The organism is Acinetobacter baumannii (genome assembly GCF_009759685.1).
GTDB lineage: Bacteria > Pseudomonadota > Gammaproteobacteria > Pseudomonadales > Moraxellaceae > Acinetobacter > Acinetobacter baumannii.
The window spans coordinates 238,652-253,233 of record NZ_CP046654.1 but is presented as its reverse complement, the minus strand read 5'-3'; the positions used below and the strand labels follow the sequence as shown (position 1 = coordinate 253,233).

Genomic DNA, 14,582 nt, shown 5'->3' with positions numbered 1-14,582 from the left:
GCCGAAATGATTTGTAGCATTTAGTGAGGGAGATCGATGCATTTAACTGGGCAACAAAGCAGATTGCATATTCAAAGAGACAAAATAATGAAAATTATGATGTTGTCTGTAGCTGTAGGTTTTACTGTTGCAATGGCAGGATGTGCTTCTAAACCACAAATTAATAATAGTTCTCGCTATGCAATGGCTCCTAACTATTACACGGTCCGTTCAGGTGATACTTTAAGTGGTATTGCAATGCGTTATGGTCTGGACTATCTCAGTATTGCAGAGATGAATGGTATTGCACCGCCATATCGTATTTATGTTAATCAATCATTGCGATTGAAGAAATCTTCTTCACCAAGAACCGTGTCGACACAAGTCATGGCGCAACCGGAACCGATTAAGCGTCAAACAATTGCTTTACCGACAACCACTGCACCAACCACGACCACTCCGCCACCAGCAACTGTTGCGCCATCAACCAATACAACAGTCGGAGCGTCTATTCCAAGCTCAAGCTTACGTTGGGTGAAACCAAATAACGGTCCGGTTATTCAAGGCTTTAATTTGGCGAATAATGTCAAAGGAATCCGTTACGGTGGTAACCAAGGTGACCCGATTTATGCGGCGGCTGATGGTCAAGTTGTATACGCAGCCGATGGTCTGAAAGAATATGGTAACTTAGTTTTAATTAAACATATTGATGGTTACATCAGTGCGTATGCCCACAATAGCAAGATGATGGTCAAGAGTGGTGACAATGTAACCGCAGGCCAAAAGATTGCTGAAATGGGGTCTTCAGGGGCATCTCGCGTTATGCTTGAGTTCCAAATTCGCCTTGACGGTAAACCGATCAACCCTGCAAATCTTTTACCAAATTAGCTAATGCATTAAATATAGGTTTCCTCGTATAATACAATTGGTTGCTTTCATTACAACAATAAGCATTTTTTATAAATTTAGAATTAGATTTGAGGAAACCTATGTTAGATCAGCTTCGTGCGATGGGTGTTTTTGCTTGTGTGGTTGAAAAAAGTTCATTTAGTGGTGCGGCACGTGAATTAGGCATTACAACAAGTGCTGTAAGTCAGCAAATCCGTTCTCTTGAAAATGAAATGGATGTAATTTTATTACATCGTTCTACGCGAAAACTTAGTTTGACTGAGGCAGGGCAGGCTTTTTTCTCAAGTTGCCAAGAAATGTTGGCAGCAGCAGAAAGAGGCAAAATCAGAATCAATGAATTGCGAGATGATTTGATTGGTGACTTGCGTATTGCAACTACCCCTGATTTAGCGGTTCAGCACATTATTCCTGCTTTATCTCACTGGATGTCTGCCCATCGTGGTCTATCTGTTCATTTTGAAGTGGGGCACCGATATATCGATTTAATCGAAGAGCGAATTGATATTGCAGTGCGCATGAGTTCTACAGCGGTAGAAGAGAGCGACTCTGTTATTCCTATGGCTTTTGTCGATCAGATTTTGGTAGCTTCTCCCAGCTATCTCAATCAAACAAGCCCGATCTTGCATCCAAATGATTTAAACAACCATGAGTTGCTTTCTATCAATGCAATGAATGATTCACGTAGTTTTAATTTTCAGCACGCTAAAACTGGTGAAAAATTAAATATCGAGATGACAAGCCGTTTGCAAAGTAATAATTTACAAGTGGCTAAAGCGCTATGCCAGCAAGGGCATGGAATTGCCAGAATTTTATATTTAGATGCTCAAAAAGAATTAAAGAATGGTTCTTTAATTGAAATTCTTCCAGATTGGAAACTCCCAGCTTTCACTTTATATGCAGAGATTGCAAAACACGATCAACAGCCAATGAAAATTCAACGTTGTGTCGAAGCGCTTAAGCAATACTTTAGTCAGTTGGCTGGCGGAAGAGCAATGCAGATTGTTCGTTAACTTTTATCTCATTCATAAAAAAGGGCTTGTAAAAACAAGCCCTTTTTTATGTCAGTTTTATTTTTGCTTCAGCGTAGCAACTTCCTCTTGTGTTTCTTGAGGAAGATCATCGGCTGTGAGCTCTTCATGCTTTTTAATTTTTTTCTTATTTTTCTTTTTCTTCTTTGGCTCCTCTTCAACTTCTGCGCCATCTTCGATCGCTTGCCAGTACTCAAGTTGTTCCATTACAGCGGCATAAATAGAATGCTTACTGTATTTGCCTTTTTTGTCGAGGGTACCAACAGGGCGAGCCATTAAAATCTCAAGTGCTTGATCAATTGTATCAATTGCATGGATATGGAATTGACCCATTCGCACCGCATCAATCACATCTTGACGTAGCATCAAGTGTTGCATGTTTTGGCGTGGAATAATGACACCCTGTTTGCCAGTTAAACCTTGTAGCTTACATGCATCATAGAAGCCTTCAATTTTTGCATTCACGCCACCAATTGGTTGAACTTGACCTAACTGGTTCATAGAACCGGTAATTGCCCATGACTGATCAATTGGTAACTGACTAATTGCAGAGATTAATGCAGAAAGCTCGGCAACGGTTGCACTGTCGCCGTCCACTTGGCCGTAACTTTGTTCAAAAGCCAGAGCAGCAGAAAAATGTAGAATCTGTTCACGGCCAAAGTGAGCTTTTAAGAAGCTAGACATGAGTAACACGCCTTTGGCATGCAATGAACCACCTAATTCTACGCTACGTTCAATATCAAGAATATCACCACCGCCTTGATAAACCGAGGCAGTTAAGCGTGAAGGTAAACCAAACTCAACATCTGCATAGTGAATGACAGAGAGGGCATTAATTTGACCTAAACGATGGCCAGAAGTTTCGATTAACTGGGTTCCACGCGATAAATCTTGCCAGTAAAGTTCTCTTAAATAGCCTAAGCGATATTGTCGGTGTTGTAGGGCAAGGTTAATGTGCTGGTCGGTTACCATCTTATCATTGGCTTTAAATGCATGATGATGCGCTTCACGAATAAGATCACCCAATGTTGAAGCATGTAACGACAATGAGCTTTGGTCTTCGGCCTGACGGCTTGAGTCAGTCAGTAATGCCGCTAGAGCACTGCGGTCAAATGGAAGTAGTTTATCGGCTTGTACATAGTCTGCAATCAGCTGCATATAAGCTTGTTCATTTTCGTCATTACGTTGTAATGTATCGGTAAAATCTGCGCGAATTTTAAATACGCTACCAAGCTCTGGTTCTACTTCTAAAATTTCATAATAAATCTCAGGCTCTGCCATCAGTACCACTTTAATATCAAGTGGAATAGCAGCAGGCTCTATCGAGATACTGCCGGTTAATGTCAACATATGTTCAAGAGAAGAGAGCTTGAGTTGGCCCGATTTTAAGGCACGCTTTAAACCTTGCCATGCATAAGGCTGTTCGAGTAATTGCTCGGCCTCAAGCATTAAAAAACCACCATTGGCTTGATGTAGGGCACCAGGGCGAATAAGAGTGAAATCTGTGGTAATTGTGCCGTTGTGGGTGAGTTGTTCTACATGACCCAGCAAGTTGTAGTGCGTTGGGAAATCTTCAAAAATAACTGGTGCACCGCTATTTGGCTTGTTTGAGACAATCACATTTGCTTGATAACGCGCTGGTACGCGATTGAACATAGCAGGAGCAAAGTCATCTTCTTCTTGTTCTAAAATTAACTCAACATTGTCAATGATATCTTGAGCATACTGTTTTAAATAATCTTCAAGGCCTTTCACTTGACCATATTTATTTAAAATTAAGTCCATGCGTGGCATAACCACTTGAGTGGCGATGTCTCGATTTAAAACAGAAACTTTGTCGCGCGCATCATCTTCTAAGTCGCCCAAATGCAGACCAAGACGCTCAAGCTTTTTATCCATATAGCGAATATTGGCTGCAATCTCAGCACGCTGTTTACTATTTAAAGCGTCAATTTCTGTTTGAGTCAGTTCTTGAACCTGATTATCTTTTAACTGTACAGGTACAAAGCCATGTTTCTCATTTCGAGAAATCAATTTTAGATCAAGTTCTTCGCCTTCTTTTGTTAATTCGACAAGTGCCTGTTGCTGTTCATCACCAGTTTCCTGACGGATTCGCTCGATACGGTTATGATAAGTCTCTGCACTAAAACGACGTTCAAGCTGCTTTAAAATAATTTGCCAAGTTTGATGAAGAGTTTGTTGAAACTTGGTTCCTTGTCCAGCAGGAAAGCGTAGCGCAATAGGCTGACGAGCCTGTTTAAAGTTATAAACATATACCCAATCATCTGGAGTAGGCATTGTTTTGGCATGTTGTTGTAGTAAACGCTTAATCATGGTGCGTTTACCTAAGCCTGCTGTTCCTACCGCAAAAATGTTATAACCAGAGTAGGGTAAGGAAATACCGGCTTCTACCGAAGCTTTGGCGCGGTCTTGCCCTAAAAAGTTGTTGAGCGGCTTGATGCGTTTTGTTGAGGCTGGAATATTTTCAAAATTTGGAATATGCGTAAGTTGTTCGGGTTTTAACGCTGTTTTATCTAAAGTCATTTTAATATCAGGTTGCTCAAAAGCTGAAGGAAATGCATTTATTGTGACGTTTGTGGTGTTTGTTTTAGCGAGTGATAAAGTTGAAGATGTCACTTGATCAAGTTTTTGTGTCACTGTTGATATCCAGCAAAAGAAAACGAAGGTTGAAGATTAAAGGTATACAGGTTTAGCATAAAATATCAAGCAAACTTGCCGTTTTTATCATCAAAACAAAACTTGATTGCATAAAGAATCTTGAAAGCAATTGTAAGAAGCGATTGAATAGGCGCATTTATAATTTATGGAAAATAAAAAACGAATGACCACACAAACCTCTGGTTGGGTCTCGGCGTTTAAAGCATTTTTAGACCGTCGTGCATTAATTATGCTATTTCTGGGTTTTTCTGCCGGAATACCCATTTTATTAATTTTCTCTAGTCTCTCTTTATGGCTAGGTGAAGCAGGGATTGATAAAAGTGCAGTTACTTTTTTCAGTTGGGCGGCTTTAGGATATTCCTTTAAATTTGTTTGGGCTCCTTTAATTGATGAGTTACCTGTACCAGTTTTGACTAAAGCTTTAGGCCGAAGACGTGCATGGTTGCTTATTGCGCAGTGTTTAATCGTACTTGCGATATGTACAATGGCTTTTGCCGACCCTGCTTTAGGTCATAGTTACCTTGTTCAAATGGCAGCAGGCGCAGTTTTACTTGGCTTCTCGGCTGCAACGCAAGATATTGTGATTGATGCTTATCGTATTGAGCTGGCTGAAACAGAAATGCAGACAGTGTTGGCATCAACTTATAATGCGGGTTACCGGATCGGTATGATTGTAGCTGGTGCTGGTGCATTATTCTTAGCGGCGCATTTGGGGACCGCAAAAGGAAATTATATTTACGAGGCTTGGAAGACGACCTATTTAACGATGGCAGCAGTCATGTTGGTCGGTATTATTACAACTTTACTCGTTCGTGAACCTAAAGTTGATCGTATATATAAAAACTATAAATCAAGTGATTATTACCGTCTGGTTTTAGTATTTTTTATTGCGGTTATTTCATTTGTATTAACCTATATTTACTCAGGCCAAGTTACCGAAGCAATTTCAAAAGCTGGCAATATTCAAGATAGTGCTGCTTTATTTGGTTTAGAAACTTTAAGGTTCTTAACGGCGACAGGCGTTGCCATTCTAGCTGGTTATCTATTAGTAAAAATAGGTGTGGTGAACCAGCAAATGGCTAAGGAAACTTGGATTGCCCCAATTCTGGATTTCTTTAAACGTTATGGTGTCAAACTTGCCTTAGTACTTCTATTCTTGATTGGGTTCTTCCGTATTTCAGACATTATTGCTGGTGTGATTTCTAATGTCTTTTATCAAGATCTGAACTTTAGCAAAGAACAAATTGCTGAAGCCGTAAAAGTTTATGGTGTTATTTTCAGTTTGGTGGGTGGTTTCTTAGGTGGCTTATTAGCTCAACGTATGAACATCATGAAACTGATGTTCGTTGGTGCTGTATTGGCAAGCTCTACTAATCTCATTTTCATTGGCTTAGTAAAATCTGGAAAACCGCTTGATATGGTGGATGTCCAAATTGGGAATCACCATTATAAAGTGAAGCCAGATGAAGTGGGGTATTGGAAGCTAAAAGTGCCAAGCTCAAGTTTTAATGGCACCCAACAAATTGATGTAAAAGCTGGTTATGCTTTGCAAGATCAACAAGCCGAGACTATCGTTCGGGCTCAACCTCTAGTGACAACTCATTCTGAGAGTGTTCCTTTACAAATTTTACCTTTAATGGGAAGTGATCAGATATCGGCTAAATCTTCCGAAGGCAGTGTCGTGGTTCGTGGTCAGTATTTTGGCAAAGCCTTATTATCTACTCAAAAGATTGTGGTGAATCTTGATGGACAAAATTTTGATGCAAAAATGACAGATCAAAAGGGTGTGTTTAACGCAGCAATTGATATGCAAAAATTATTGTCATCACCAAGTAGGCAACTTACTGCTTCAATTGTCGATGGAAATCAAAAAATATTATCGATTACTCACCACTATGAAGTCGCTTCAAATTCTGTACCAAAACCTGAGTTAGATGTAAATATCGACCCTTTACCGTACATTGATACTCAATCAGGTCAAGAAGTTGAGATTAGTGGTAAAGTCATTAAACCTTATAGCTCACTATGGCTTTATTTTGCCATTGTCGTTGATAACATGGCTTCAGGCTTAGCCGGTGCGGCATTTATTGCGTTCCTTTCAAGTTTGACCAGTGTGTCATTTACTGCTGTTCAATATGCGATCTTTAGCTCACTTATGACTCTTACCCCAAAACTTTTAGGTGGATATTCGGGTACCATAGTGAGTAATATTGGATACCCAAACTTCTTTTTGATGACCACAATGATCGGGATTCCAATCTTAATTTTAGTTGTTTGGGTTGGAAAACTGCTTAAAGATCATCAAACACATGACATAGAAAAGGCAGGTGAATAAACATGCGAATGCTTCATACAATGTTGCGAGTAGGCAATTTAGAACAATCTTTAAAGTTCTATACCGAAGTATTAGGGATGAAGTTACTTCGTAAGCGTGATTATGAAGAAGGTCGCTTTACACTGGCATTTGTTGGTTATGGCGATGAAGAAAATAATACCGTGCTTGAACTTACTCATAACTGGGATACCTCAAGTTATGATTTAGGAAATGGCTATGGTCACATTGCGATTGGTGTTGAAGATGCTTATAAAGCATGTGAAGAAATCAAAGCACGTGGCGGTAAAGTCGTTCGTGAAGCTGGCCCAATGAAGGGTGGTGTAACGGTGATTGCATTTGTTGAAGATCCGGATGGCTACAAAGTCGAGCTTATTCAACAAGACGCAAATGCTAGAAATAATTAAATAAATGACTCAGGCGCTTTAAGATTTAGGTCTTAAAAGTCTAGCTTTATTTTTATAGCCCAGTATGATGAAGGCTTGACCAAATGGTCAATTTATCAACTGGGCTTTTCTTTATCTAAAATAATCATAGGATGTGAACATGCTGAAGTTCTTGGCACTTGATCGATTTACAATTTTGTTGGTTGGCATGGTACTACTAGCAACTTTTTTTCCAGTCAGTGGTCAAGCTGCGCAGTATTTCAATACATTAACTACAGTCGCGATTGCTATTTTATTTTTCTTGCATGGTGCCAAGCTGTCTCGTGAGGCAGTCATTGAAGGTATTTTGCATTGGAAAATGCACTTACTGGTATTTGCAATTACGTTCTTTATTTTTCCTGCTATTGGTTTATTGGCTAAACCTATTCTTTTACCTTTATTAGGGCAGCAGCTCTATTGGGGTTTTTTGTTTATGTGTTTCTTGCCATCTACTGTTCAGTCTTCTATTGCATTTACTTCGGTTGCAAAAGGGAATGTGGCAGGGGCGGTATGTAGCGCATCTTTCTCAAACTTGGTAGGTATGTTTATTACGCCAGTTTTAGTCAGTTTCTTTATTTTAGGACAAAGTCAGCACGGATTTGATCCTACATCTTCAATTATACAAATTACTTTGTTGCTATTAGTGCCTTTTGTTTTAGGGCAATTACTTCGTCCCTATGTTTTTCCATATATGGCAAAAGTACCAAGTATTGTAAAAGCATTTGACCAAGGTTCAATTTTGATGGTGGTCTATGGTGCATTTAGTGGGGCAGTGGTTGCGGGACTTTGGCATCAGGTGAGTTGGAAAACCTTACTGCTTTTGACCATTGCTTGTTCTGTTTTACTCACCATTATTATGCTGCTTGCACTTTATTTACCGCGCGCTTTTGGTTTTAATCGAGCTGATCAAATTACAGTGTTCTTTTGTGGCTCAAAAAAGACCTTGGCCAGTGGTGTACCTATGGCACAAATCTTATTTATTGGCCAACCTTTAGGTATGATCGTTTTACCAATTATGATCTTTCACCAAATCCAGTTAATGGTCTGTGGGGTCATTGCAAATTACTTGGCTAAATCCCAAGATTAATTCGCAAAAAAAATTTATATGGCGTATAATACTGCCCACTTGTTGTGCTTAGCTCTAACCCTTGAGGTTTCGGTGGGCCAAAAGAATGGTCTGTTGTGGTGTTGATCTGCTTGTAAAAGCTTTCCTCAATTTAATTGAGAGTGATCAATTGCGATGACAGCTTAAGCCTTTCTTCAATTAGGAGTAATCGACGATGCGCGCCGATATTCACCCAAAATATGAAAAATTAGTTGCAACTTGTTCTTGCGGTAACGTAATCGAAACTCGTTCTGCTTTAGGTAAAGAAACTATTTACCTTGACGTATGTTCAGCTTGCCACCCTTTCTACACTGGTAAACAAAAGAATGTAGACACTGGTGGTCGTATCGACAAATTCAAACAACGTTTTGCTGGTATGTCTCGCTCTATCAAGCGTTAATACTTCAAAACGAAACAAAAAACGGGCTTATGCTCGTTTTTTGTTTTTAATATACAAGACCATTATTGGTCTTGTACGTCTGTTAAGCGGTCAAGTTTTTTCTGAAAATAATCACCTTGTAGAAAGCGCGCTTCTACATTCCATGCATTGGCAAACAGGTTCATATCATTCAAGTGAGCTAATAAAATTCCAATCGGTTTTACAGTCAAATAGTTCAATATTTTTTCTTGCAAGTTATTAAGCCCTTGGTCTGAGCTTAATAGATCAGTTTTACTGGACTGTAATTTTACAAGTTGAATATCAAGCTGCTGTAATATTGAATCGCTATACATAGAAGAAGCAAAATCTCGAATTGAAATTTCCGCACCATGTTGGCGTAAGCGAGCAATGTGTTGTTGAGCAATTGGAAGATAAGGCTGAAGAGCTTGTTCTGAAAATTGCAAAATCAGTGGGCTTTCAATTTTACTTCCGATAATAGTCAGTAGTTTGGAAATCAGCTCAGGGAATGTTTTATCTTTTAGCAAAATATCAATATTAAGGTTAATAATGAGTTTCGCTTTAGGATACTGAGCAATGAAATTATGAAGCTGTTTACACGCTTCTACCAATATCCAGCGGTCTAACTGAATTGAAAGTTCTGCATCTTCTTTAAGATCACTTAAATCATTTAAGTCATACCATTGTTCACCCGCAATAAAACCACTTGTCACTTCATAGTTGTGAGTTTCTTGGTCATGCTTATCGTAAATTTGCTGGTACTTCAGATGTATTTCGCCCTGAGCTAGTTTTTGTCTTAACTGCTGGAGCAAAGAGGACTGAGGCGTATGGTCAAAATGTTCAATTGTTAAATCAAGAGGAACAGCTTCAATGCTCGGTGAAACCGTTTTTTCTACTGTTGGCATTACTTCAAGTTGAGGTGTAACCCGAGGTAAATCCTGTTTTTCAGCCTCGTTCAATAATGAGCTAAAAGAGTTCTCAGTTAAGGGCTGGTTGAGAAAAGCATAACCAAGCTTTAACTGCACTGAAAAGTTTTGCTCATTTACTTTTAACAAATGTTCTTTTTGCAAAGTTTGTAAACTCGTTAGCTGTGAGTTTAAAACTGAACTATTTTCGGCTTGTAAAATCCCGACATAACTACCCAAGTCGACTTGGAAAATCGGCATCTGTGCATGGTCTTTTAAAAAACCATGGAGCTGATTGAAATATTGTCCTAAAGTTTGCCAACCCTGTTGAAAAATTCGTTCTGGGCACTGGGCAAGTCTAAATAAAACAACGGCGTTTGCTTGGGCAGGGTGGGTCGATAAATGACGATTAATCTGTGGCCAAGCTGCACTCAACCCAACACTTTTTTCGGACAGAGCACTATTTGCTGGAGTAGTTAAATCAACTTGATAGTCGATGGTGAGTTGTACCGCGTCTTCTTCTTGGCTTGGAATAAACTCGAGTTTTAGCGCATTATTACCCGAAATAGCCTGATGCTGACTCTGGATTTCAAAGCGTGCCTGATCAAACTGGCCTAAAGAAATTTTCTTAAACCGCTGTTTAAAAATATTTAAATCGTTGGGCTGTAAGACATCTAAAATTGGCAATCCGATAATGTCTTCTTCTTGCTGGAAACCAAAAAGATTCAAATATTCGGTATTTGCCTTAATGTGGATGCCTTCTTGAAAAATAGCAACCGCTTTATGGCTGTTGTCGACCAGCGTTTGCGTATGCGTATGAATGGTATCAAGCTCGGCCAAAAGACGTTGTTCCGTCTGTAAAAGGCGGCTGTATGACAGTGCCCGAACCAGCGTAATATAGAAATAATCTAGCAGTTCTAATGGGACTACATCATAAATCCCTTTTTGAATATAGCTTTGATATTGCTGCGCTTGGTAATCATCTGGCTGTAAAAGTAATATTGGAAGCTGCGGCTGTTCTGAGGCTTGAACAAGGGAGAGAGTTTGTTCAATTTTCAAATCATAGGCGCGACCAAAAATAATGACATCCCACGATGTATTGAGCTGCTTTTCAAAACTTTTTAAATCATCAAGTAATAAGGCATTAACTTGATAATCATTCCCCGATAATAAATTTAAAATTTGGTTATAACGTAACTGGTTATCATCAATAATGAGTAAACGTATTTCAGTACGTTTTAACCTTTTAGATAGTAAAGAGTTTCTCACTTTAATGCTTCCCATAAATCTTGGCTATTCACGGTGTTATTCTTTTTCAGCATGAACTGATCAAGCAGGTACTGTTGCTGCTCATTCAGAAGCTCAAATTGAAATTGAATAAAACTTTGAGTAATGAGTTGTGCTTTGAGTAGATACACTTTGATTTCTTCTGTCCCCAATCGTAAATGAATTGTTTGTTGCTCTCTAAAAATTTGAGACCCCGGTAAAATAAGCGTGTTTTGTATTTCTTCTAGGTTTTGAGTTTGTAGTAATAGTGCAGGGTGATAATTACGCGTATGACGCTCTGCCTGAATATGTACAGCGCAAGGGAACATGGCCTGTGAAAGAATTTCTAAACCCAGTTCCAGACTTTTTTCTGTAGATTGCTTAATCCAGCGAATTACACCGCCACGCCACTGACCATGTAGCGTTTCCTTCACCAAAATATATTCGCCGGTTCTTAAGTTTTTAGGTGCTTCGCCGGACCATTTAATACGATAGCCATTAACACTAATATCAAGCACGGTAGTTTGATAAATGGTTTTACTCTCACGGCTTAAGCGTTGATAAGACGAGGTTTGTTGTTCTTTTTTCTCTAAATTGGATAAAACTTTCGACTCACTTTGTAAATTATAGTTATTACTCAGTTGTAGCGTTTCTTCAAAGTTTTTGGCTTTAGATAAATAAAAATGTGCGGTACTTAAGCCAAAACAAATTTGTAAAGCTGCATTATATTCATAACGCTCATGACGGCGCTGTGCTGTGGTGCCCAAAATCGTTTGAACGTGAAACTTTAATGCGGGACTTAAATAAATCTTTTCATTTTTAGACATATATTGAGCATTTTTATGCATGGTGGCAGTGACATGCTCAAGCAAAGCTTGCGTGCTAATAAAAATACTTGGGTTGAAATTCGAGCTTTGTTTTTTGTTATATACAGGCGGATGATCTTTAGTTGGGTCCACCACATACTTTGTTGAAGCAGTGTCTTTCGGCAAGATCTGAATCATGCGTGCCCAATCAAAACTACATTGAAACAGGGCTTGAATTTCTGACTGGCGAATCTGATTGGTGTTAAAAATATCTAATAAAATAAGCTGTGCATAAGCCTGCGTAATATTGGCTAACGGGTGCTGTACACCTTGAATATGATTAATATTGGTTAAATGATATTTGTATTGAACCGCTGTTTCATAAAGCTGGTGGGCAATTAACCATTGACCTTTGACAGGTTCGCTATAGAGCATATGCTGTTGATATAAAAGATTGGTCAACTGCTGCAATGCGTGGAATGTCGCCAGAATTCGTGCGGTTTGTAAATTTTTCTTTTGTTTAAAAGAGAATAAAGAAAACTTCTGCTTTTGTAGCTGTTCGTGGCTTGTTTGCGCAATATTTAAATAAATACTGGCAAAATAACAGCGCAGAAGCATAGCCAGTTCAATAATGTGCTCGTTACGGTCGGTACTAATGACGCCTTGGTTAAAGAAGTTTTTTTCTAAACTCGCCAACACATTATTAATGGTTGGGTGAAGTGTCTGAATTAAGTCAAAGCGTAAGGTTTCACTACAATTTAACTCATTCAGCTCCAGAATTGCTGTAAATAGCGCTTTTGAAGTATCACCCAATTGCATAATAGAAAGGGTAGTGACCCACTCATTAAGATCTTTAATGTTGGCTTCACAAAAGCTTAACCGTTCACGAGTAAGTGCGGTTTGATTGTGAAAAATGTCCGAAAGCGCATTATTCATCATCACTTATTATATAACTCAAAAAGTTGTAGCCCCAAAAAGCGGTGTTTTATTCTTTTCGCCCGCAATTTCCCTGACGAGTTTAGGAACCAAATATCCTGGTAGGCTCGCTAACACGTCTTGATATATCGCATCTATTTCAGATGGTATTAAATCAAAATGTTGTGCGCCTTTTACTTTATCTAATACATGTAAGTAATATGGCATAACGCGAGCTTCAAATAGACGATAACTTAAATCAGTTAAAGTTTGAGCAGAATCATTCACCCCTTTAAGCAATACTGCCTGATTTAGAACAGTAATGTGGTGTTCAGATAGCTGCAACAATTTTGAACAAGTAAAGTCATCGAGTTCAGAAGCATGGTTTGAGTGTACCACCAGAATAATACGCAGCCTACTGTTTTTTAATAAAGAAATAAGCTCTTCGTCGATACGGTTTGGAATGACAATTGGAACGCGTGAATGAATTCTCAGAATCTTCACTTGTTTGAGAGATGATAAACGTTCTAGCCAAAGCGCTAATTTACGGTTAGAAAGCGTAAGAGGGTCACCTCCGCTTAAAATCACTTCGTTAATATCGGGGTTCGACTCGATATAATTTTTAATGTTTAGCCAATCTTCATTTTTAGGTAAATTTTCCTGATAAGGAAAGTGACGGCGGAAGCAGTAACGGCAATGGACCGCACATGCGCCGGTCAAAGTCAATAAAAAACGAGATTTATATTTATGTAAAACACCCGGTAACTGATTGGCTGCTTCTTCACCTAAAGGGTCGGTGACAAACTCAGGATGTTCCTCAAGTTCTAAATGATGTGGCAACACTTGGAGTAAAAGCGGATCAAGAGGATCTTTAACGTTCATTTTTCCGACGAACGCACGCGGAACACGCAATTTAAACTTTTCAGAAGCCAGAATCGCCCCTGATAATAGCTGATCAGTGGATAACTCGAGCAGGTTCAACAACTCTAAAGGATCGGTAATAAGGTCACTGAGTTGTGATTGCCAGTTTTGCTCTTGGTGTAAATAGTTTATCATGCGACACGATTAAGATAATGCAACAGCGCATTATATCGCATAGTTGACTTGTTAAGTTTGGAGTGTGCCAGTCATGGCCAATTATTCTACAAATGATTTCAAGCCAGGCCTTAAGGTCATGCTTGATAGTAACCCATGTTCAATCATGGAAAACGAATACGTAAAACCGGGTAAAGGCCAAGCGTTCAACCGTGTAAAATTACGTAACCTTAAAACTGGTAAAGTTTTAGAAAAAACTTTTAAATCTGGTGATACTTTAGAAGCTGCTGACATCGTAGAAGTAGAAATGAACTACCTATACAACGATGGCGAAATGTGGCACTTCATGGACCCAGAAAGCTTCGAACAAATTGCAGCTGACAAAACTGCAATGGGTGATGCTGCTAAATGGTTAAAAGACGACTCAAATGAAACATGTACAATCATGTTATTCAACGGCGTTCCTTTAAACGTAAATGCACCTAACTTCGTTGTATTGAAAGTTGTTGAAACTGATCCGGGCGTACGTGGTGATACTTCTGGCGGTGGCGGTAAGCCAGCTAAGCTTGAAACAGGTGCGGTTGTTCGTGTTCCGTTATTTGTTCAGCAAGAAGAAAGCGTTCGTGTAGATACTCGTACTGGTGAGTATTTAGAGCGTGCATAATAGTTAAAAAATAAACTATTATCGAAGGGATGATGTCAATCATCCCTTTTTTTATGCGAAAGTATAAGAGGAAAAAGAACAAAGGAGGAGTAGAGTCACAAGGATTGAGCAGAGAACAGTACATAACAATATAAAAC

The 14,582-nt window shown here is 39.0% G+C and carries 11 protein-coding genes; 7 read left to right on the top strand and 4 right to left on the bottom strand.

The window, feature by feature from the left end:
- Nucleotides 1-36: 36 nt before the first annotated feature.
- Both GO593_RS01295 and GO593_RS01290 read left to right on the top strand, forming a co-directional pair.
- Complete coding sequence (locus GO593_RS01295) at nt 37-867, top strand: peptidoglycan DD-metalloendopeptidase family protein (protein WP_000550750.1); 831 nt, start codon at nt 37-39, stop codon at nt 865-867.
- A gap of 101 nt (nt 868-968) precedes the next feature.
- Complete coding sequence (locus tag GO593_RS01290; RefSeq protein WP_000886772.1) at nt 969-1,898, top strand: LysR family transcriptional regulator; 930 nt, start codon at nt 969-971, stop codon at nt 1,896-1,898.
- A 57-nt stretch (nt 1,899-1,955) separates the two neighbouring features.
- On the opposite strand, the gene GO593_RS01285 is transcribed toward GO593_RS01290, so the two are convergent.
- A complete protein-coding gene (locus GO593_RS01285) occupies nt 1,956-4,574 on the bottom strand; it encodes a Lon protease family protein (RefSeq protein ID WP_000192286.1) in 2,619 nt (872 codons plus the stop codon).
- 166 nt (nt 4,575-4,740) lie between these two features.
- On the opposite strand from GO593_RS01285, the gene GO593_RS01280 reads away from it, so the two are divergent.
- From GO593_RS01280 to rpmE, 4 genes are all read left to right on the top strand, one after another.
- Nucleotides 4,741-6,930 carry an AmpG family muropeptide MFS transporter gene (locus GO593_RS01280; protein ID WP_000428307.1) on the top strand — a complete coding sequence of 730 codons (2,190 nt, stop codon included), beginning with the start codon at nt 4,741-4,743 and terminating at the stop codon, nt 6,928-6,930.
- Between the two features lie 2 nt (nt 6,931-6,932).
- Nucleotides 6,933-7,334 (top strand): lactoylglutathione lyase, encoded by a 402-nt coding sequence (gloA, locus tag GO593_RS01275; RefSeq protein WP_001242511.1) that lies wholly within the window; start codon nt 6,933-6,935, stop codon nt 7,332-7,334.
- Nucleotides 7,335-7,467: 133 nt separating this feature from the next.
- Nucleotides 7,468-8,439: a bile acid:sodium symporter family protein gene (locus tag GO593_RS01270; RefSeq protein ID WP_001984712.1), complete on the top strand. Its 972-nt coding sequence runs from the start codon at nt 7,468-7,470 to the stop codon at nt 8,437-8,439.
- 193 nt (nt 8,440-8,632) lie between these two features.
- On the top strand, nt 8,633-8,857 hold the full coding sequence (rpmE, locus tag GO593_RS01265) for a 50S ribosomal protein L31 (protein WP_001200845.1): 225 nt from the start codon (nt 8,633-8,635) through the stop codon (nt 8,855-8,857).
- A 62-nt stretch (nt 8,858-8,919) separates the two neighbouring features.
- Here rpmE and GO593_RS01260 read toward each other — a convergent pair whose 3' ends face one another.
- From GO593_RS01260 to epmB, 3 genes are read right to left on the bottom strand one after another with little or no spacing between them, the layout of a single operon-like run.
- Nucleotides 8,920-11,028, bottom strand: coding sequence for an EAL domain-containing protein (locus GO593_RS01260; protein WP_002135368.1), 2,109 nt, complete (start codon nt 11,026-11,028; stop codon nt 8,920-8,922).
- Nucleotides 11,025-12,770: a hypothetical protein gene (locus GO593_RS01255; RefSeq protein WP_000981543.1), complete on the bottom strand. Its 1,746-nt coding sequence runs from the start codon at nt 12,768-12,770 to the stop codon at nt 11,025-11,027. Before GO593_RS01255 ends, GO593_RS01260 begins: the two co-directional genes overlap by 4 nt.
- A gap of 15 nt (nt 12,771-12,785) precedes the next feature.
- A complete protein-coding gene (gene epmB, locus GO593_RS01250) occupies nt 12,786-13,802 on the bottom strand; it encodes an EF-P beta-lysylation protein EpmB (protein ID WP_000611584.1) in 1,017 nt (338 codons plus the stop codon).
- A gap of 73 nt (nt 13,803-13,875) precedes the next feature.
- On the opposite strand from epmB, the gene efp reads away from it, so the two are divergent.
- The gene (gene efp, locus GO593_RS01245) at nt 13,876-14,445 is read left to right on the top strand and encodes an elongation factor P (RefSeq protein WP_000035083.1); all 570 of its coding nucleotides are present in this window, start codon (nt 13,876-13,878) and stop codon (nt 14,443-14,445) included.
- Nucleotides 14,446-14,582: the final 137 nt, after the last annotated feature.